The 20,442-nt window shown below is 58.8% G+C and carries 20 protein-coding genes; 4 read left to right on the top strand and 16 right to left on the bottom strand.

From position 1 onward, the window contains the following. Nucleotides 1-12: 12 nt before the first annotated feature. The 16 genes from flgK to HNR38_RS03995 form a co-directional block, all read right to left on the bottom strand. Nucleotides 13-2,073, bottom strand: coding sequence for a flagellar hook-associated protein FlgK (gene flgK, locus HNR38_RS04070; protein ID WP_183700064.1), 2,061 nt, complete (start codon nucleotides 2,071-2,073; stop codon nucleotides 13-15). A gap of 6 nt (nucleotides 2,074-2,079) precedes the next feature. Beyond that, complete coding sequence (flgJ, locus tag HNR38_RS04065) at nucleotides 2,080-3,072, bottom strand: flagellar assembly peptidoglycan hydrolase FlgJ (RefSeq protein ID WP_183700062.1); 993 nt, start codon at nucleotides 3,070-3,072, stop codon at nucleotides 2,080-2,082. A gap of 8 nt (nucleotides 3,073-3,080) precedes the next feature. After that, nucleotides 3,081-4,175 carry a flagellar basal body P-ring protein FlgI gene (locus tag HNR38_RS04060; RefSeq protein WP_183700061.1) on the bottom strand — a complete coding sequence of 365 codons (1,095 nt, stop codon included), beginning with the start codon at nucleotides 4,173-4,175 and terminating at the stop codon, nucleotides 3,081-3,083. Beyond that, nucleotides 4,172-4,873, bottom strand: a complete 702-nt coding sequence (flgH, locus tag HNR38_RS04055; RefSeq protein ID WP_183700059.1) for a flagellar basal body L-ring protein FlgH — start codon at nucleotides 4,871-4,873, stop codon at nucleotides 4,172-4,174. The genes HNR38_RS04060 and flgH overlap by 4 nt, the downstream gene beginning before the upstream one ends. Nucleotides 4,874-4,876: 3 nt before the next feature. Then, on the bottom strand, nucleotides 4,877-5,665 hold the full coding sequence (gene flgG, locus HNR38_RS04050) for a flagellar basal-body rod protein FlgG (RefSeq protein ID WP_183700057.1): 789 nt from the start codon (nucleotides 5,663-5,665) through the stop codon (nucleotides 4,877-4,879). A gap of 81 nt (nucleotides 5,666-5,746) precedes the next feature. After that, nucleotides 5,747-6,499, bottom strand: a complete 753-nt coding sequence (locus tag HNR38_RS04045) for a flagellar basal body rod protein FlgF (RefSeq protein ID WP_183700055.1) — start codon at nucleotides 6,497-6,499, stop codon at nucleotides 5,747-5,749. Nucleotides 6,500-6,575: 76 nt separating this feature from the next. Then, nucleotides 6,576-8,462, bottom strand: a complete 1,887-nt coding sequence (locus HNR38_RS04040; protein ID WP_091705857.1) for a flagellar hook protein FlgE — start codon at nucleotides 8,460-8,462, stop codon at nucleotides 6,576-6,578. Between the two features lie 29 nt (nucleotides 8,463-8,491). Next, nucleotides 8,492-9,169, bottom strand: a complete 678-nt coding sequence (locus HNR38_RS04035; RefSeq protein WP_183700053.1) for a flagellar hook assembly protein FlgD — start codon at nucleotides 9,167-9,169, stop codon at nucleotides 8,492-8,494. Between the two features lie 17 nt (nucleotides 9,170-9,186). After that, nucleotides 9,187-9,636, bottom strand: coding sequence for a flagellar basal body rod protein FlgC (gene flgC / locus HNR38_RS04030; protein WP_183700051.1), 450 nt, complete (start codon nucleotides 9,634-9,636; stop codon nucleotides 9,187-9,189). Between the two features lie 33 nt (nucleotides 9,637-9,669). Beyond that, entirely contained in the window at nucleotides 9,670-10,068 is a 399-nt protein-coding gene (gene flgB, locus HNR38_RS04025) for a flagellar basal body rod protein FlgB (protein ID WP_183700049.1), read from the bottom strand. Between the two features lie 195 nt (nucleotides 10,069-10,263). Further along, the gene (locus HNR38_RS04020; RefSeq protein WP_183700047.1) at nucleotides 10,264-10,824 is read right to left on the bottom strand and encodes a nitroreductase family protein; all 561 of its coding nucleotides are present in this window, start codon (nucleotides 10,822-10,824) and stop codon (nucleotides 10,264-10,266) included. 35 nt (nucleotides 10,825-10,859) lie between these two features. Further along, a complete protein-coding gene (queF, locus tag HNR38_RS04015; protein ID WP_183700045.1) occupies nucleotides 10,860-11,678 on the bottom strand; it encodes an NADPH-dependent 7-cyano-7-deazaguanine reductase QueF in 819 nt (272 codons plus the stop codon). A gap of 23 nt (nucleotides 11,679-11,701) precedes the next feature. Then, on the bottom strand, nucleotides 11,702-12,475 hold the full coding sequence (locus HNR38_RS04010; protein WP_183700043.1) for an ABC transporter permease: 774 nt from the start codon (nucleotides 12,473-12,475) through the stop codon (nucleotides 11,702-11,704). Further along, the gene (locus HNR38_RS04005; protein ID WP_183700041.1) at nucleotides 12,472-13,422 is read right to left on the bottom strand and encodes an ABC transporter ATP-binding protein; all 951 of its coding nucleotides are present in this window, start codon (nucleotides 13,420-13,422) and stop codon (nucleotides 12,472-12,474) included. The genes HNR38_RS04010 and HNR38_RS04005 overlap by 4 nt, the downstream gene beginning before the upstream one ends. Before the next feature lie 121 nt (nucleotides 13,423-13,543). Beyond that, nucleotides 13,544-14,860 (bottom strand): HD domain-containing phosphohydrolase, encoded by a 1,317-nt coding sequence (locus HNR38_RS17550; RefSeq protein ID WP_183700039.1) that lies wholly within the window; start codon nucleotides 14,858-14,860, stop codon nucleotides 13,544-13,546. A gap of 189 nt (nucleotides 14,861-15,049) precedes the next feature. Then, nucleotides 15,050-15,343: a PilZ domain-containing protein gene (locus tag HNR38_RS03995; protein ID WP_183700037.1), complete on the bottom strand. Its 294-nt coding sequence runs from the start codon at nucleotides 15,341-15,343 to the stop codon at nucleotides 15,050-15,052. Between the two features lie 176 nt (nucleotides 15,344-15,519). Here HNR38_RS03995 and HNR38_RS03990 point away from each other — a divergent pair, with 176 nt between their 5' ends. From HNR38_RS03990 to HNR38_RS03975, 4 genes are all read left to right on the top strand, one after another. Then, nucleotides 15,520-16,533 carry a Fe(3+) ABC transporter substrate-binding protein gene (locus HNR38_RS03990; RefSeq protein ID WP_183700035.1) on the top strand — a complete coding sequence of 338 codons (1,014 nt, stop codon included), beginning with the start codon at nucleotides 15,520-15,522 and terminating at the stop codon, nucleotides 16,531-16,533. A gap of 148 nt (nucleotides 16,534-16,681) precedes the next feature. Further along, complete coding sequence (locus HNR38_RS03985) at nucleotides 16,682-18,370, top strand: ABC transporter permease (RefSeq protein WP_183700033.1); 1,689 nt, start codon at nucleotides 16,682-16,684, stop codon at nucleotides 18,368-18,370. 125 nt (nucleotides 18,371-18,495) lie between these two features. Next, nucleotides 18,496-19,470: an ABC transporter substrate-binding protein gene (locus HNR38_RS03980; protein ID WP_183700031.1), complete on the top strand. Its 975-nt coding sequence runs from the start codon at nucleotides 18,496-18,498 to the stop codon at nucleotides 19,468-19,470. A gap of 67 nt (nucleotides 19,471-19,537) precedes the next feature. Further along, a complete protein-coding gene (locus HNR38_RS03975) occupies nucleotides 19,538-20,440 on the top strand; it encodes an ABC transporter permease (protein WP_183700029.1) in 903 nt (300 codons plus the stop codon). Nucleotides 20,441-20,442: the final 2 nt, after the last annotated feature.

Here is a 20,442-nt window from a genome sequence, read left to right as displayed (position 1 = left end):
GGTTACCTCCCCTTACCGGAAGCTCTGCAACAAGGTGTTGAACAGGTCCTGAGCGACGGACATCACCTGGGACGATGCGTTATAGGCGGCCTGATACTGGATCAGCTTGCCGGCTTCCTCGTCCAGGTTGACCCCGGACACGGACTCGCGCTGATTCTCGGACTGCTCCAGCAGTGTCGAGCCGGCCTCCTTATCCAACTGGCTCTGACGGGTTTTCACCCCAATATCCTCAACCAGCCCGGCATAACCTTCGGTAAAGTTCTGGCTGCCGCCGTTCATGGTATTGGCGGTCCCGAGGGCCGCCAGCAACTCGGCGTTCCGGTTGTCCGATACCCCGTTGTCGTTGTACTGGATGGTGAACATGTCACCTTCTGCGGGCTTACCGGTCAGTTCGAACTGATAGCCCTGATATTCCGGATCCGACGGGTCACCACTGAAGAAGGTGTTGATCTTCTGGGGATCGTAGTCGTTACCGGAGATGATCGGCGTTGGGTTGCCATCCTCGTAGATATCGTACTGGATGCCGCTGGCTGTCTCGGCCCCGAACACAATACTCAGTGGACCATTGGCCAACTCGCCAGCGTTCCGGAAACCTTCCAGCAGACTGTTGGTATTCGGGTTCCGGACATTGAGCATTTTGCCCTGATTGATCTGGGCGGTGCCCAGGTTTTCATCCCGGGTGGTACCTGTAGACGGATCGGTACCGCCCTCTGCGGCACGGATCGGGCTGGCAAAGGCCAGGTCCTCCTCCCGGAGGATATTCATGCCAATGTTTTCCGCCGCATTCCGGCTGGGCTGGATCAGGTACTTGTCGCCGGCGTTAAAATCGCCACCTTCCACCCGGATATTGAAACCGGGCATGGAAATCTCGGACTGGACCGGATCCGGCAGGCGCCCCTGCCGGACCGTTTCGCCGGTCTGGGTATCAATCAGCTCGAAGTTGCGACCATCACCACCGAACTGCAGGGACCAGGTACCCGCCGGCAACTCGGTGCTGTCGGTAATTTCCACGGCCAACTGGGCATTCTGGGGGTCGGCATTATTCGCATTGGGAACCACCCGGCTGCGTTCCGCCGCCTGGGTGTTGATGTCGGTAAAGAAGTTGCCACCCAGGTCACCTTCCAGGTCCATCCCGATTTCATGCTGGTGGTTGATCGAGGCAGACAGCGCAATGGCCAGGCGGCCCAACTCATCAAACGCCGGGCGCAACGCTTCTTCATCGAAACGGCGCAGGCCACCAAGTTTGCCGCCCTGGATCTGATCATCGATCAGCAGGGTGCGCCCAGAGCTCTGAAGCGTGAACTCCAGCCGTGTCGGATCTTCGGCGCTGGTACGTGTGCCGAATTCGGCAGAGTTACCGCCCGTCACCAGAGCCAACCCGTTGGACAGGGAGACATTCACCTGACTGCCATCGGTTTCCGACACACGAATGCTGACCAGCTCAGACAGTTCCTTGAGCTTCTGATCGCGCTGGTCCATCAACTCCAGTGGCATTTTGCCCTGGGCAATGCCCGGCGATTCAGAAATCGAGCGGTTAAGGTCGGCAATGCTGTTCAGAAGGGAGTTGGCGTCCTTTACCCCCTGCTGCATCTGGGTCTTCACCGATTCACGCTGCTGGATCAGTTCCTCGTTCAGGCTCTGGAACCGGTTGACCACCTGCTGGCCTTCACTGAGCACCACCTGACGTTGCGGTAGCGACGTGGGATCTTCGGCGGCATTCTGCATGGCCGCGAAAAAGTTGTTCAGGGCATTATTCAGACCGGTATCGTCGCCACCCAGGAGGTTATCCAGGCGGCTGAGTTCGGAGTTCAGAGCCTCCTGCTCGCCAAACAGGGTGGAATCCTCGCGCAGTTGCTGGGTCAGATATTCATTCGCCAGCCGACGGATATTCGAGATGGACACACCACTGCCGATCGTACCTGCCCCGGTGCGCTGGCCCGGCAGGGTTTCAAACTGCACTTCCTGGCGGCTGTAGCCCGGCGTATTGGCATTGGTAATGTTGTTGGCCGTTGTATTCAGGGCTGCCTGGTTGCCCAGCACCCCGGTCAGACCTATTCCAATCAATCCAGCCATAACCTGTTACTCCTCAACACCCGCGTCACGCATGGACAGGTTCATCAGCGTGTCGCGGTTCATGATGCTGCGGATCTTGGAACCATACTCAGGGTCCGTAGCGTATCCTGCTTCCTGAAGTTTCTCGGCAAATTCCTCGGGCTTGTCCGCAGAGGACAACACATCCCGATACCTCGGGTTGTCATTCAGGAAGTTCACATAGTCCCGGAAACTGGACTCGTAATCGGGATAGGCGCGGAAATCCGCCTGCTCCTTCATCGGAACACCGTCCCGGAATTCGGTGGTGGTGATGCGAACCGCCTCACCGCTCCAGCGGCTGTCCGCCTTGATGCCAAACAGGTTGAAGCTCGGTTCATTGGCATCCCCTTCGATCATATGCTGGCCCCAGCCGGTTTCCAGAGCGGCCTGGGCCACCATCAGACGGGGATCAACACCGCTTTCCCGGGCAACCTGTTGGGCAACCGGCATCAGCTCAGAGACAAAATGCTCCGGAGACTCGAACCGGGCCGGCATGGATTCACCTGCCCCACCGCTGTCACCCGGCACCACGGCCGATGCCAGGTCTTTCACCTCCGCCAGCTGTTGCGGCAGATCCCGCGACAGGGCCGGCAGACTGCGGTCGTAGTCGGCAATATCGGACTTGTGGCCGGCCAGCTTCTCACCGCTGCTGTCCATGCCCGATATCTGGCGGCTCAATTGGCGGACCAACGCTTCAGCCAGGCCGGTACCAGTGCCACTGGTCATGCTCAGACTGATCTGACTGTCAAACATATCCCGATAGGTTTTGCTCTCATTGCCACCGCTCAGGTAGTTGCCTTCCTCGAATACCTCGCCGGCCTTGCGCATTGATTTCAGCATTTCCTGCAGGAAAAGACTCTCGAACTGTTTGGCCACCTGCTCGAGGGCTGCCCGCTTATCGGTGCGAGCCTCGGTTTTGATGGCGTTCAGCCCGTTAAGATCGGTATAGACCTGGGCCTGTTGGAGACGATAGTCCTGCATGGTCACACCTAGATCACAATCAGTTCGGCGCGAAGGGCGCCAGCCTGTTTCAGGGCTTCCAGAACCGCCATCACATCCCCTGGTGCCGCGCCCACCTGATTCACCGCCTGAACGATCTCGTTCAGGGTGGTGGCGGGGCCAAACTGGAACATGCGCGCCGGGTCTTCGGTGACGGCAATCTGGGTATTCGGCTCGACGGCGGTTTCACCGTCAGTGAACGGGTTCGGCTGCTCAACCTCCGGGTTTTCCTGAATGGTCACGGTCAGGTTGCCATGGGTAATAGCGGCCGGGCTGACCTTCACATTCTGGCCGACCACAATGGTGCCGGTACGGCTGTTGATCACCACCCGCGCGGAAGATTCCGCCGGATTCACCTCGATGTTTTCAAGAATCGACAGGAAGCTCACCCGCTGGGAAGGATCCCTTGGGGCGCGCACGGAAACCGAGGTGGCATCGTGGGCATAGGCCATATCCGGACCCAGGCGCTCATTGATGGCCTCAACCACGCGACGGGCAGTGGTGAAATCCGGGCTCATCAGGTTAAACGTGATGGTATCGCCACGAGTGAACGGGGATTCCACCTCGCGCTCAATGGTCGCGCCATTGGGAATACGGCCGACACTGGGCACGTTGACCGTGATCCGGGAGCCATCCTGTCCGCCGGCACCAAACCCGCCAACCACCAGGCTGCCCTGGGCCATGGCGTATATCTGGCCATCCGCGCCTTTCAGTGGTGTCATCAGCAGGGTGCCGCCGCGCAGGCTGTCGGCGTTGCCCATGGAAGAGACCGTAATGTCGATTTCCTGTCCGGACTTGGCAAATGCCGGCAGGGTCGCACTGACGGTCACGGCGGCAACATTGGCCAGGTTCGGGTTTACGCCCTCCGGCAGGGTAATGCCGAACTGGTTCATCATGTTGCGGAAGGTCTGGTTGGTAAAAGGCGCGCTGTCGCCGGTGCCATCCAGGCCCACCACCAGGCCGTACCCGACCAGTTGGTTGTTACGCACACCCTTGACCTTGGCCATGTCTTTCAGACGATCAGCCATAACCGGTGCGGCGCACACCGCCAGCATTACGCAAAGGGCAAGGAATCTGCGGATCATAGCGGCCACCACTCACTGTTGAAGAAGCGCCCCAGCCAACCCATCTGGTTGGCCTGGTCAAAGTCACCGGTGCCGCCATAGGCAAAGCGTGCATCGGCGATCCGGTTGGAAGCCACCACGTTGTTGGGCTGGATATCCTGGGGCCGGACCAGTCCGGTCATGCGGATATACTCGTCGCCGTTCGTCAGCGACAGCCATTTCTCGCCGCGTACGCGTAGTACGCCGTTGGGCAGCACTTCTACCACGGTCACGGTGATGCTGCCGGCCAGACTATTACTCTGGTCCGCTTCCGCCGTGCCTTCGAAATCCCGCTCGAAGTTGGCGGAGGCATTCAGGCCGATGTTGGCCTTGCCAAAGATACTCGGCTCGGGAATCCCGATTTCATTGTCTTTGGTGATGCTGGTCTCGGCGTTTTTGCTGGCGCTGGTGGATTCCTGCAGCTCGATGGTCAGGATGTCACCGACGTTCAGCGCCTTGGTGTCACCGTAGAGGTTGTAGTTCCGGGACACCTGGAAGATAGCGCCGGAATCCGGGTCACGCTGCATCATGGACTGTGCCCGCACCGGCGCATAGGCCGGATCGCCCGGCTCCGGACGCTCCCGGTTCAGCGCCGTGCAGCCCTGCAACAGGGCCATCACCCCAACCAGTGCCAGGGTGGCGCGTCGTTCAGCGATGATGGTTTGAAGAAGGCGTTTCATGGCTTATCCGATGTTGTTGGTAATGAACTGCAGCATCTGGTCGGTCGTGGACACGACCTTTGAGTTCATTTCATAGGCCCGCTGGGTGGTGATCATATTCACCAGCTCTTCCACCACTTCCACGTTGGATGATTCAATGGTGCCCTGTTCAATGCTGCCCAGGCCGGCCAGTCCCGGTTCCCCTTCGGCCGGATCACCGCTGGAGTTGGTGGCCTTGAACAGGTTGTTGCCAATGGCCTGCAGCCCCTGTGGATTGATGAAATCCACCAGGGTCACCTGCCCAAGGTTGACCGGTGCCGACTGATCATCCACGACCGCGGTCACGGTGCCATCACCGCCGATGGTGATATTGGTGGCGTTCTCCGGCACGTTGATGTTGGGCTCGAGCGGATATCCATCCGGGGTCACCACATCGCCATCCGCATTTAGCTGGAACTGACCATCGCGGGTGTAGGCAATCTGGCCATCCGGCATTTCGATCTGGAAGAACCCCCGACCATCCACGGCCATATCCAGGGGCTGTTCGGTGATCTGCAGATTGCCCTGGGTGAACTGCTTGGCGGTTCCGACGACACGGACACCGGTACCCAGCTGAAGCCCCGAAGGCACTTCAGTGTTCTCGGTACTCATGCCGCCAGGCTGACGGTTGATCTGATACAGCAGATCCTGGAACACCGCCCGATCCCGCTTGAAGCCGGTGGTGTTCACGTTTGCCAGGTTGTTTGAGATGGTGGACATCTTGGTGTCCTGGGCACTCAACCCGGTTTTACTGACCCAAAGTGCTGGATGCATTGTCTTACTCCTTGCCTTCTGCCCCTGCTGCGGCGAATCTTTGCCGCTTGTCAGGCAGCCGGCCTGTCTGGACCTGTGTTATCAGAGGTTCTGCAACAGTCGTGCCGCCGCCTCGGAATTCTGATTCGCGGTGGACATCACCTTCACCTGCATCTCGTACTGACGGGACAGTTGAAGGTTTGAAATCATTTCTTCCACCGCATTGACGTTGGAGCTTTCCAGAAACCCGGTCGCCACACGCATGTTGGCATCCGGCGGCTCACCGCCATCAATCGCCTGATCGGGTTTGCGGCGCATAAAGCCGTCCAGCCCTTTCTCCAGCGCATCCGCCGGCGGGTTCACCAGTTTCAGGCGATCCACTTCCACCAACTGATCCGGAGGGCCACCCACCGGCACGATGGAGATGGTGCCGTCGGCGCCGATCTGGACGTTGTCATAGGGCGGCAGCGCCACCGGGCCACCGTTACCCATCACCATCTCGCCACTGGCGAGGCGAAGCATGCCGTTGACATCCATCTGCAGGCTGCCGCTGCGGGTAAAGACTTCCTCGCCCTGGTTGTTCTGTACGGCCAGCCAGCCATCACCTTCCATCGCTACATCCAGCTTGCGGCCGGTTTCCATAAGCGCACCGGCGGACAGATCGGTGCCGGGGCGCTCGGTCATGGCGTAGGCGCGTGTGGGATGGTGCTCGCCGAACACCGGCATACTGCGGGCCTGGGCAAAATCCTTCTTGAAGCCGGTGGTGCTGACGTTCGCCAGGTTATTGGCATGGGCACGCTGGGCCATCATGTTCTGCTTGGCGCCAGACATCCCAATGTAGAGAGCTTTGTCCATGGGCAAACTCCTGCCGGAATTTTGACTGTTTCCAGTCTTCTTGCAGGAGTCGTGCCATGTTCACATGGAGGGGTTATTAGCGGAGGTTGATGATGGTCTGGGTGACTGCATCGGAGGTTTCAATGGTCTTGGCATTGGCCTGGTAGTTGCGCTGGGCAATGATCAGGTTGACCAGCTCTTCGGAGAGGTCCACATTCGACTCTTCCACGGAACTGGCCGCAATAGAGCCCAGGGTTCCGGTGCCTGGCTTGCCGATAACCGGCTGGCCAGACTCAAAGGTTTCCACCCAGGCGGTATCGCCTACCGGCGACAGACCGTCGGTGTTCTGGAAAGTCGCCAGGGCCACCTGGCCCAGCTCGTTGGACTGACCATTGGTGTAGCGGGCAAAGATGACGCCCTCATCGGACACATCCAGACCAGACAATCGGCCGGTCGTGTAGCCGTTTTGTTGCTGATCGTTCACACCAAAGGCGGCGCCATATTGGGTCGAATCACTTAGATCAACAACGAAAGCGGAGCCATATTCTCCATCCTCCGGAATAGGTGAAGGCACTTCTTCACCCGGACCCAGAGCAGGAGGACCTTCTGCACCATTGGGGTCGCCATTAGGGTCTTTGGGCACCCAGTCATCAATGACAATTTCGCCCAACGAGGAAACATCTCCGTTCTGATCCCGGATTGATTTAAGCTCACCACTCTCACTGAAGGTTGCGGTGTACGGATCCTCATCGGTCCCACCCACCAACTCACCATCAATTTCCATATACACTGACCACTGACTTTCACCTACACCGTTACCAGGGGAAGGCTCTTTCACGAAAAACTGCGTCAGTTCGTGGGAATTACCCAGGCTGTCGTAAATGGTTGTGGAGGTGGCATGGTTATAGGTGCGCTGATCCTCAGGGTTGAACGCGTTGACCGGTTCAACATCACCACCAACATAGGCATCTTCAATGGCCGTTACCGAAGACTCCATGTCGGTAACGCTCCGGTCCGTAGTTATTGACACCACACCCTGTTCAGTTTCATCAAAAACCGGAGTGCCCCCTGTATCGTCATACTGTACGTTCAGGCTCTCACCAGAATTGTGAGTAATAACCAGTTCACCACCGTCGGTAACATCTGCGGAGATGGAGTTATCGCTTTGTTGGCGGATTTTAGCCGCCAACTCGTCAACGTCACTAACACCGTCCAGATCAATAGCTCTCGGGCTGGTCTCATCACCAACGTAGAGCTCGAAAGACCCAAAATCGGCGCCTGCCATATCTCCAACAGCAAAGGAGGTGGATGCAGACGCGTTCACACCAGAAACCGATTGGAGCTTATTGACAATGTCATCGACCGAATCCGTCGAATCAAAGGTCACTTCATTAAGCTGGCCGTTAACATCAAAGGTAATGCTTTCCCCATCAGCAAACTGGTCGACTGTCAAGTCATCCCAACTACGGATCCTTTGTTCGAGGACCGACTCTCTAGAATCCAGATTCACATCCGTAAGCAAATTGGTAGTCCGACGGGGCGCCAGATTATCGGTCTGGATCTGCATGTCCCCACGCACGCCGGAGATATTGCCGTCGGCATCGGCCTGGTACCCCTGAACCTTCATGTTCTGGTTGTTCACCACGAAACCGTCTTTATCGATACCGAACTCACCGGCCCTTGAATAACGGGTCTCACCACCATCACTCAATACAAAGAACCCGTCACCATCAATGGCCATATCCAGGCCGTTGTCGGTGAAACTGATGTTGCCCTGGCCGAACTGCTGCTGGATATCCTGAACGGTGACGCCGTCACCAACCGGGTTGCTACCGGAGCTCAGGAAACCGTTGGCGTAGAGATCACCAAACTGGGCGCGGCTGCTTTTGAAGCCCACGGTACTGGCGTTGGCGATGTTGTTACCGGTGACGTCCAGATCCACCTGGGCGGCCCGAAGACCACTTAACCCTGTATTAAATGCCATGACGTGTTACCTCCTGGTCTGACACCGGTTCAATTAATCTGTTTAACTTCGGAAAGCGGCAGGGACCCCAGGCCAGCCAGGTTCAGGGTGATGGATCCACCCTGCCCCAGCGACACACTGTCCACGTTCGCACTGACCATGGTTGAAAGCTGCTCCGTGCCGGAGGGATAGGAGCCCTCCGCTTTGATCACATACGCCCCCGGCGGCAAGGAATTGCCGTTGCCGTCCTTGCCATCCCATTCGAATGAAGCAATGCCGGCTTCACTGCTGCCCATATCGATCTGGCGCACCAGTTCCCCGGACTGATTCATTACCGATACCCGGAGGCCACCGGTGGAGGCCGGCACTTCGACCGTGCCGGACAGTTGGCCGTCACTGCCAAGGATGCCGACGTTGGAGGGGGCCAGCACACTCTTGCCAACCATGGCAGAGGCCTGCAGCGCCTGGCTGGACCGGAACTGACTGGCAACATCGTCGACCGTGCCGGACAGGTTCTCCATTTGTTCAAGCGAGCTGAACTGCGCCAGCTGGGCCACAAAGTCCCCGTTCTCCTGGGGCTTGAGCGGGTCCTGGTTTTTCATCTGGGCCAGCATCAACTCCATGAAGGCATCTCTGCCCAGCTCATTACTGCCGCCAGACTGTTTTTCCTGCTGGATCTGATACTGGCTCAGTACGTCCGAGGCTGCTGAGGAATTCACTGCGCTCATGTCTGTCTCCTAACCTGTTACTGCTGACCCAGTGTCAGAATTCGCTGCATCATGGACTTGGTGGTGTTCATCACGTCCACATTCATCTGGAAGCTTCTGGATGACGACATCATGTCGGCCATCTCTTCCACCACGTTCACATTCGGGTAATACACGTAGCCATCTTCATTGGCAGCCGGATGCTCCGGCTGGTAACGCATCTGAAGCTCGGCGTCGCTCTCCACGATGCCTTCAACACGCACGCCGGTACCCTGCTCCTGGCTTCCGGTGGTCGGGAAGCCCTGCTGACCCGGATTCAGCATCGACTGCTGAATGGCGGCAAACACCGGCTTGCGCGCCCGGTAAGTACCTTCAACGCTGGAACTGGCGGTTTCCGCGTTGGCAATGTTTGAGGCGGTGGTATTCAGGCGCAGAGACTGCGCAGTCATGCCGGAACCCGCGATGTCGAAAATATTACCCAGTGACATGACACTCTCCTCTGGAAATCAGTGGTCCGTGACTTACTCGCCTTTCAGCGCCTTGGTCAGCCCGGAAAACTTGCTGCTCAGAAACTGGAAACTGGCCTGATAATCCATCGCGTTGCGCATGAACCGGCTCTGTTCAGCCTGGGTCTCCACGGTGTTGCCATCAATAGAGGGCTGGTTCGGAGTGCGATACAGCAACTCGCCATCAGCACCCGGGCTTGATGCATCCATATGACCACTGTTGGTCCGGCTCATCTCGAAACCGGACTGCTCCTGCTGGGCCTTCTGCATCATTGCCTGGAAATCGATATCACGGGCCTTGAAGCCCGGGGTATCTGCGTTGGCCAGGTTGTTGGCCAGCACTTCGGCGCGTTTAACACGGGCCTGCAGCGCCTGCTCATGTACGCCCAGTGCGTTGTCGAATGAAATTGCCATCACTGCCTCCGGAAATCTGCAAGGGCACCGGGGGTTGGCCCGGTTTTGCCGCTTTTGCGTTCTGCCAGAGAAAATGCAAGGACAGTGCCAGAATAGAAAAAGCCCGCAGTGATGCGGGCTCAGGGAGGGTTTGTTCAATAAACAGGCGGCACAGAAATGACGGGGCCGCGCGGGAGCGGCAAGAGCTTTCCCCGCCTATTCGTCCCCCGGCCACCAGGCTACGAATTCGCCTGGCTCAGGCCGTGGTACGGCCGGCTTTTCCATGGCGACCGACCCCGTGTAGAGAAAACCGACAATGCTTTCTGTTTCAGCCAGTCCTAGACCGGTTTTGACAGCTTCAGAGTAGGCTACTGCGCCCGTGCGCCACATAGTTCCATAACCCGCGTCATTCAGCGCCAGCGAAAGCAGCATCAGGCCACTGCCTGCTGACAGAACCTGCTCCACCTCCGGTACTTTCGGGTGTACCGAGGGGCTGGCGATGCCGACAATGACCATCGGCGCCCTGAAGGGCGCGTTGCGGGCTTTTTCCCTTTCCTTATCCGAGGCGTCGGGGCCGCAGGCCTGGGCGAACAACTCGCCCAGAGCCGCCCGTTTTTCACCTTCCACCACGAGGTATCGCCAGGGCCGCAGTAAGGCGTGGTCCGGCGCCCTGGCGGCACAGCGGAACGCCTGCTCAAGCTCATTCCAGCCGGGAGCCGGGCCTTCCAGCCGGGTCTCGGATGACCGGTCCAGCAGAAAACGGGTAATGGAACTCATAGGCTCTCCCCTTTGCACGATAAACCGCGCGGCAGTTACTGCCGCGTAAGACGTGGCCCCGGCCCATCATCGGCACTGGTGCTTCGCCAGGGATTGATGTCCAACCCGCCCCTTCGAGTGTAACGGGCACAGACCATCAGACTCTGTGGCTGGCATCGGCTCATCAGGTCGGTGAACAGGGTTTCCACGCAGTGCTCATGGAAATCCTGCTTCTGACGAAAGCCAACGATGTACCGCAGCAGTCCGGCACGGTCGATTTTCGGTCCGGAATACCGGATCAGGACGGTTCCCCAGTCAGGCTGGCCAGTCACCGGGCAATTGCTTTTAAGCAGGTGGGAGCACAACTGCTCCGTCACCACTTCATCGCCCGTGGTCAGTGACTCGGGGGCATACTCGTAGACCACATCACTGACGGTCTCGTTATCGATCAGCTCATAACCCTCTGGCCGGCCCACCGCGGGTGACGGCTCATCCACGCTTCGCATTGTGACATGGACAGCAGCGCCACAGGCGGTGGAGAGATCCGACTCGATCGTTTCCCGCAGCAGTTCCGGCGATGAGAACACCGACTGATTCAGCGAGTTCAGGTACAGCTTGAGCGACTTGCTCTCAATGATCGCCGGGGACGCCGCCGGGAACCGGATTTCCGCCCAGGCCACAGCCGGAACGCCGCCATGCCTGAGCCAGGAGACCTCCCAGGCCTGCCACAGATCCTCACCAAACCAGGGCCAGCGGCCATCCGTCAACCCGATGCGCCGACGGTTCTCCTCCCGCGGCACGGGAAACAGCAGTGACGGATCGTACTCATCCGGGTAGTCACTGGCCTTACCCAGTGGTGCTTTTTCCAAAGCCATAAACGATTCCTGCAAATCCGAAGTCAGTGACGAATACCCTTACCCCGGGCCAGCATCCGAAGGGAGATGGCCGTGAGGATGGTAATGAAAACCAGAATCATACCAAGAGATACGAAAGGATTAACGTCAGAGACTCCCAGGATCCCGTAGCGGAACCCGTTCACCATATACAGAATCGGGTTGGCCATAGAGACACCCTGCCAGAAATCCGGCAGCAACTGGATGCTGTAAAACACGCCGCCCAGGTAGGTGAGCGGTGTCAGCACAAATGTGGGCACGATGGAGATGTCATCGAACTTGGTGGCCAGCATGGCATTGATAAAGCCACCCAGGGAGAACAGCGCCGAGGTCAGGAATACCGTGATCACCACCATCGGCAGGTTGTGGATCGACAGGTGCGTGAACGCCAGCGACACAACGGTCACAATCAAGCCGATGCTCAGGCCACGGGCCATCCCTCCAGCCACATACCCGGCCAGAATGATCCAGTTGGGCACCGGCGACACCAGCAACTCCTCAATACTGCGCTGGAACTTCATTGAGAAGAACGAAGAGACCACATTGGAATAGGAGTTGGTGATCACCGACATCATGATCAGTCCCGGCACGATAAACTGCATGTAGTCGTACCCGCCCATTTCACCAATCCGGGAGCCAATCAGGTTACCGAAAATGATGAAATACAGGGTCATTGTCACAGCTGGCGGCAGCAGCGTCTGTGGCCAGATCCGAGTGAACCGGCGGACCTCCCGGACGATGATAGTGGTGAACGCAACCCAGAGTCCCTGCAGGTTCATGCCATCACCTCCCCGACCTTGCCGGCATCCTGGGCATTGTCTTCAACCATGCGGACAAACAGTTCTTCAAGCCGGTTGGCCTTGGTTCGCATGCTGACAACCTTGATCCCCTGCTTCTCCAGTTCCATAAACAGGGAATTGAGACCGGTGCCCTTGGACACCTCCACCTCCAGGCTCCCTTCGCTGTCCAGTTTGCAGTTGAATCCATCCAGGCTCGGTGCTGACTCCAGTGGCTCTTCGGTGTCCAGCAGAAAGGTCTCCACGCTCAGTTGCTTGAGCAGATCGCGCTTGCTGGTGTGCCGGATGATTTCGCCATGATCGATAATGGCGATGTTACGGCACATGGCCTCGGCTTCCTCAAGGTAATGGGTGGTCAGGATAATGGTGGTTCCCTGGCGGTTCATTTCTTCGAGGAAATCCCACATGGAGCGCCGGAGTTCAATATCCACCCCGGCCGTCGGCTCATCCAGAATCAGCAGACGGGGCTCATGCACCAGCGCCCGGGCGATCATCAGGCGGCGCTTCATGCCCCCGGATAGCATCCGGGCGGGGGAATCCCGCTTCTCCCACAACCCAAGCTTTTTCAGATATTTTTCAGCAGACTGGCGCGCTTTCTTCAGAGAGATTCCATAGTAACCGGCCTGGGTGGTCACGATATCCAGCACTTTCTCGAACTGGTTAAAATTGAATTCCTGGGGCACAACACCCAGGTTCAGCTTGGCACCGGCCAGATCCGTATCGATGTCATGACCGAAAACCGATACCCGGCCATCACTCTTGTTAACCAGAGAACAGACGATCCCCAGTGTTGTGGACTTGCCGGCACCATTGGGGCCCAGCAGGGCAAAAAAATCCCCTTCCCTGACGTTCAGATTGATCCCTCTGAGGGCCCGAAAACCATCGGAATAGGTCTTCGTCAGCCCCTCGATTTCGAGTGCGTGGGTCATAAAACGTACCGTATTGAAAAGACGAGGCGCCCGCCCTGATGACGGACGATATACGTAGAGCGCTAAGTAATTGCGGCGCAGGTGGGGAATTTCAAGGGGTGCAGAGAAAACACGGGGTCCGTCAGCGACCGATAAGCCGTCCCAGGGACCAGCGGGATTCGCCGCCTGTCACATCGAAATGTTCAGGGTCCAGCCCGTCAGTTCCGTAGGGAAGGCAATCACGCACGGTCAGCGCGTCACCGCTGCCCCGGGATTGATTGAAACGGACCAGATCAATCACCCGGGCGGCCTTAAGAGGCTGGCGATCTGCTCCCTGCATGACCATCACACGGGGCATCAACCGGCGCTCGGGCGAATGTGAAACCACGACGCCGCGCTGGCCATCCGAGAGCTCGACCAGCGATCCGGTGGGATAGACGCCGATGGACTGGATAAAGCTCTCCACCAGGTCCTCCTGAAACTCGATATTGCGCATCTCATAAAGCATGGAAACAGCGCGCGCAGGGGTCAGCGGCTTATGCTCCCCTCTCGGTGTGATAACGGATTCGAAAAACTCGGCAATGCCGGCGACTTTCGCCAGCAGAGGAATTCGGTCACCCCGAACGCCCTTGGGAAAGCCCGATCCGTTATGCCGCTCACGGTGGTACTGGACAACCGTCATCACCGCCCTCGGCAATCCCGATTGGGCAAGCATATCGACACCCCGCCCAACGTACCCGCGATAGGTCGCAAAGTCCTCCGGTGACAACTGATGCTCACGGGCCAGCAACTCTCTGGGCAGCGCCGTCTTACCGACCTGTGACAACAGGCATCCCATCCCCAGATGATTGAGCAGCTCTTCATTAAGCCCCAGTTGGCGCCCGCAGACCATCGCCCACACGGCGGTGTTCAGGGCATGTCGGTAGACAAAATCGTCGTATTGGCGGGTACGGCTCAGCCAGAGCAATGCGTTGGGCTGGCGAATCACACTGGCTGCCATTCTGCGCGTGATCGCAGCCGCAGGGCGGAAATCCGGCCCCTGTTCCGAATCAAGGGACCTGAAGGTCTGGCCCAGTGCCTGCTCCGCGTCAGCCAGCAGCCGTTTCGACGCTTTGAGCTCTTTCTGCAGCGGGACCCGGGACTCCGAATAGGCAACCGGCTCGCGGATACTAAGCGGCGGAAGCTCCAGCGCCTCCCTTCCCCGGCCGCGCCGCCCGGAACGCTGGGAAAAAACACCATTGCGGCCAGCGACCGGGTCCTGGGACAGAGAACCACGACTCTCCGCCACATCAATCATGACCCAGCGGCAGTGGGACACCAGAGCCTGGACGTCATCCTGGGAGCGAATGTGAAAACCCTGGACCGGGAACGGCGTTTCATGCCACGGCCGATCAAGATCGGACACAAACATGCCGATCTCGAGATCATGTACCGCAATTTTCTGCTGTCGAACACCCACGACGCACCTCGGATTCCAGGATTATCTGACCTGAACCAGTCTGCCAGAGGGACCACAAGAAGCCATTACAGTTCTGTATGAAAAATATACCACACAGCAACATAGCGTAACGCAATCTATCAAAGAACAACGAAATGTAGCATTGTGACACCTATCACACGGGCAGTGTGACCGGGTGGGCATTCAGGGTCAGCTTGCGCCCTCTTGCGCCGGGTCCAGCTCAAACCGCAGGCCCAGACCGTCATCGGTGCGGCGAACGACCTTCATATCCAGTATCGGAGCCGGTACCGGCATTCCCTGAACCTGCACCGTCACCAGATCCCCGATCGCAGGTTCGAACGCCTGGTCACCGACGATAATGAACAGACCACCATCCGACACATCGGCGGTTGAAAAGGTGAACTCCCCCAGTTCGTCGTGCACCAGACGTATGGTCGCACTCATGGCGGTCCGCAGATGCTGCCTCCGGTCTGCTCCACTCATATTCTGATATCCCGATGGTTTCCGTGATGATTATCTGTCGGCCAGCATATCAATATTTTTAGCAGGGGACTCCGGTGAGTATTGACCGCAAGGCAATTACTAATGAGAATAGTTGCTGTTTTTAACTTCCTGCAATACCGATCTGCAGGGAAAAGCCAACAGTGAGGACACGCACCATGCGCATGAAAATTGCCGCTGCTGCCGCCATGGCACTGACCGCCATGCCCCTTAGCGCTTCCGCCGATGGCGAAGTCAACATCTACTCCTATCGCCAGGCCTACCTGCTGGAGCCACTGCTCAACGCCTTTGAAAAAGAAACCGGCATTGAAACCAATGTGGTCTTTGCCAAACAGGGGCTGGCAGAACGACTGGAGCGGGAGGGTCGAAACAGCCCGGCGGACGTGGTGATGACCGTGGATATTTCCCGGGTCAATGAACTGGTCGAACGGGACCTGGTTGCCGGCGTCAAAACCGATACCCTGACCGGCAATATCCCTGAAAACCTCCACCATCCGGAAGGCAAATGGTACGCGCTGACCACCCGTGGCCGCCTTATCTACGTCTCCAAGGAGCGGGTTGAGGAAGGCGAGATCACCACTTATGAGCAACTCGCCGACGATAAGTGGAATGACCGCATCTGCACCCGCAGCGGCAAGCACCCGTACAATATTGCCCTGATCTCCTCGATGATTGCCCACCACGGCGAAGCCGAAACCGAAGAGTGGCTGCGCGGCCTGAAGGACAACCTCGCGCGCAAACCCCAGGGCGGTGACCGGGACCAGATCAAGGCCATTGCCGAAGGCGTCTGCGACGTAGCCATCGGTAACAGCTACTACTACGGCAATATGCTGATGGACGAAAATCAGCGTCCGGCCGCCGAGAAGGTCAACCTGATCTTCCCGAACGCTGACGGCCGCGGGACCCACGTGAACATCAGCAGCATTTCCCTGACCAAGAGCGCGCCCAACCGTGATGAGGCGATCGCACTGATGGAGTTTCTGACCTCACCGGAAGCCCAGCGTATCTACGCCGAGGCCAACACCGAGTACCCGGCCAACCCGGGCGTCAAACCGACCGGCCTGGTAGCGGAATGGGGTGAGATCCATCCTGACGACCTGTCTCTGCAGGAAATCGCCAATCACCGTGAGGCCGCCGTCAAACTGGTTGATCGGGTGGATTACGACGGCTGATCCGTCGCTTCCACTGCGGGGGCCGGACGCCGGCCCCCTGCTTTAGCTCTTTTCCTCCGGAAAGTTCCTGATCCGGATCATTGCAGGGAGCCTTGCCAGAATCTAGAATCGCAACCCTTCTCATCTTCAAATTCAGAACAGGAACACCATGACCGAGGTCGTTAGCAGCGCCAACCCGGGGCTATCTCAACCACTGTTGGCGAAACGCACCTCCAAACGCTGGCTGATCAGCGCCATCATTACCACCGCCATCGTTGCCCTTCCTGTTCTCTCGGTGCTGTTTCTCGCCCTGTTCCCTGAAGAGAATGTCTGGCCGCACCTGATCGACACCACCCTGCCCCGCTACCTGACCACCACACTGAAGTTGATGCTGGGCGTGGGCATTCTCACCCTGGTTATTGGTCTGGCCACTGCCTGGACTGTCACCATGTGTGACTTTCCCGGGCGCAAATTTTTCGAGTGGGCACTGCTGCTGCCTTTTGCGGTACCGGCGTATGTCATCGCCTATGTCTACACCAGCCTGCTCGACTATGCCGGCCCGGTTCAGGTTGCCCTGCGGGACTGGTTTGGCTGGGCCAATGCCAGCGAGTACTGGTTTCCGGAGATCCGGAGCCTGGAAGGCGCCATCCTGATGATCGGCCTGGTGCTGTACCCCTATGTCTATCTGCTGGCCCGGGCGGCATTCCTGGAGCAGTCGCCCTCGCTGTTTGCCGTCAGCCGCAGCCTGGGCCATTCGGCCCTCAGTACGTTTTTCCGGGTGGTCCTGCCAATCGCCCGCCCCGCCATTGCCGTGGGGCTCTCGCTGGTCCTGATGGAAACCCTGAATGACTTTGGCACCGTTGACTTCTTTGCCGTCCAGACGCTGACCCGCGGGCTGTTCGACACCTGGATGAACCTTGGCAACCTCGGGGGCGCGGCCCAGATCGCAACCACCATGCTGATGTTCGTGGTGATTCTGGTCACTCTGGAACGCTACTCCAGACGCCGGCAAGAGCAGTACGCCGCCCGGGACAGCCGGGACCCGATCCAGCGTTTCACGATGTCTTTTCCCAGACAGATGGTCTGCCTGGCCGTGTGCGCGGTGCCGCTGATCTTTGGCTTCCTCATTCCCGGTGCCACCCTGGGCTACTACGCCTGGGAGTATTTTGAACAGAGCTGGAACCCGGAGTTCGTGCAGAACACCCTGAACAGCCTGTTCCTGTCCGGAACGGCAGCACTGACCACGCTGGCCATTGGCGTCACCCTGGCCTACAGTCGCCGGCTCCATAATACCCGGGGCATGCAGGTACTGCTGCGCCTGTCGAGCCTCGGGTATGCCATGCCCGGCGCGGTGCTGGCGGTCGGTGTGATCGTGCCCCTGGCCGGGTTTGACAACTGGCTGGATTCACTGATGCGCGATACGCTCGGTATCAGCACCGGCCTCCTGCTGAGCGGGACCGCCTTTGCCCTGGTCTTCGCTTACACGGTCCGTTTTCTTGCCGTGTCGGCCGGCAGTGTCGAAAGCGCGCTGCAGAAAATCACCCCGAGCATGGATATGGCGTCACGTTCGCTGGGACACTCGCCGGGCAAAACCCTGGTCCGGGTGCACCTGCCCATGCTGCGCGGCACCTTGCTGACCGCAGCCCTGGTAGTGTTCGTGGACTGCATGAAGGAATTGCCAGCCACCCTGATCCTCAGGCCTTTCAACTTCGAAACCCTGGCAACTTACGTGTACCAGTTCGCCTCGGACGAACGCCTTTATCACAGCGCTCTGCCAGCCCTGATTATTGTGGTCGCCGGCATTGTTCCGATCCTGTTGATGAGCCGCTCCATCTCCAACTCCAGAGCGGTAGCGTAACGAACATCAGCGAATTGACCTCAGCCCTACCCCGTAAGGCCCGAGGCTGTGGTAAACTTGCCGCCCGTTTTACCATGCCCGGCTCAACGGGCGCTAAAACCAGTAATCGACTCGGAGACCGGCATATGGCCAAGAAAACTCTGCGCACTCTCCTCGGCGCCTCGCTGCTGGCCGCAGCAAGCCTGGTGCAGGCGAACGAACCGAAAGTCGTCGCCATTACCCAGATTGTCGAACACCCGGCACTGGACGCCGTTTACGAAGGCGTGAAAGATGAACTTGCTGAACGCGGTTACATCGAAGGCGACAACCTGACCGTAATGCACGAAACGGCTCAGGGTAATTCAGCCATCGCATCCCAGATTGCCCGGAAATTCGTCGGCGATAACCCGGATGTGATCGTCGCCATTGCCACCCCGTCCGCGCAGACCGTCGCCGCCGCCGCCCGCAATATCCCGGTGGTGTTCTCCGCAGTCACCGATCCTCTGGCGGCCAAACTGGTCAAGAGCTGGGAAAAGCCGGGCGCCAATATCACTGGCGTCAGTGACATGCTACCGATCGACAAGCACCTGGACATGCTCCAACAGGCAATGCCGGAGGCCAAGCGCATCGGCACGGTTTACAACCCGGGCGAAGCCAACGCCGTTGCCCTGATCGAACTCCTTGAAGAGCGACTGGCCGAGCGCAATATGGAACTGGTCAAGGGCGCAGCCACCAAGACCTCCGAAGTTCTGGGCGCGGCCCGTTCACTGGTCGGCAAGGCAGATGCCATTTACCTGACTACCGACAACACCGTGATCAGCGCGGCCGAAGCCGTCATTTCCGTCGGTGAGCGCGCCGACATCCCGGTCTTCGCGGCTGACACCGCCACCGTTGAGCGCGGCGCCGTCGCCGCCATGGGCTTCAACTACTACAAGCATGGCCGTCAGACCGGCGCCATGGTTGCACGCGTGCTTGAAGGCGCAGCAACAGCCGATATGCCGGTGGAAACCATGGACGAACTGGACCTGTACGTGAACCCGAAAGCAGCGGAACGTATGGGCATCACCCTGCCGGATGCCATCATCAAGGACGCCGACGAAGTCATTAACAGTGACAAGTAACGCCTGATCAACACGGGCGGTCCCCACAAGGGCCCGCCCGTTTTTCTTTTTTGGTGAACCAATACCCATGCTCAGTGAAATTGCATTTTACGGCGCACTCGAAACCGGCCTGATCTACGGCCTGGTTGCCTTTGGCATCTACATCTCGTTTCGCGTACTCGATTTCCCCGACCTGACGGTGGATGGCAGCTTCCCGCTCGGGGCTGCCGTCGCCGCCATGCTCATCATCGCCGGCTGGAATCCCTGGATTGCCACCGGCTGCGCGGTACTGGCCGGCATGGTGGCCGGTGCGGTCACCGCGCTGCTCAACGTCAAGCTGAACATCCTGAATCTGCTGGCGTCGATCCTGACCATGATTGCCCTTTACTCGGTGAATCTCCGGATCATGGGTCGGCCCAACGTCGCGCTGCTGACCGAAGACACGGTTCTCACCCCCTGGTATGACCTGGGGCTGGCCTTCCACCAGGTTCCGGTACTGCTGTTCATTATCGTGGTCTTTGCCGTGCTCATTCTGCTTTGGCGCTTCATGAAGTCCGAAACCGGCCTGGCCATGCGGGCCACCGGCGCCAACCCCCGTATGGCCCGGGCCCAGGGCATTGCCACCGGCGGCATGATCGTGCTCGGTGTCGCCCTGTCCAACGGTCTGGTCGGCCTGGCGGGTGCGCTGTTTGCCCAGAGCCAGGGCGCGGCAGACGTCACCATGGGCGTCGGCGTCATCGTGATTGGCCTGGCGTCGCTGATCGGCGGGGAGGCCGTTATCACGCCATCCACCGTTGTCCGGGCCCTGCTCGCCTGTGTGGTCGGCGCCATTATCTATCGGCTGGCCATCGCTCTCGCCCTCAACGCCGACATTCTTGGTCTGCGGGCACAGGATCTGAACCTGATCACCGCCGTACTGGTCACCCTGGCGATTGTCCTGCCGGGCGTGCGCACCAAGATCGCCAACCGTTTCACCCGCAAGAGCGCCTGAGG

It is taken from the genome of Marinobacter oulmenensis, from assembly GCF_014201735.1.
Lineage (GTDB): Bacteria > Pseudomonadota > Gammaproteobacteria > Pseudomonadales > Oleiphilaceae > Marinobacter > Marinobacter oulmenensis.
Note: the sequence above shows the minus strand (reverse complement) of the source record. Positions and strands in the feature narration are given on the sequence as shown.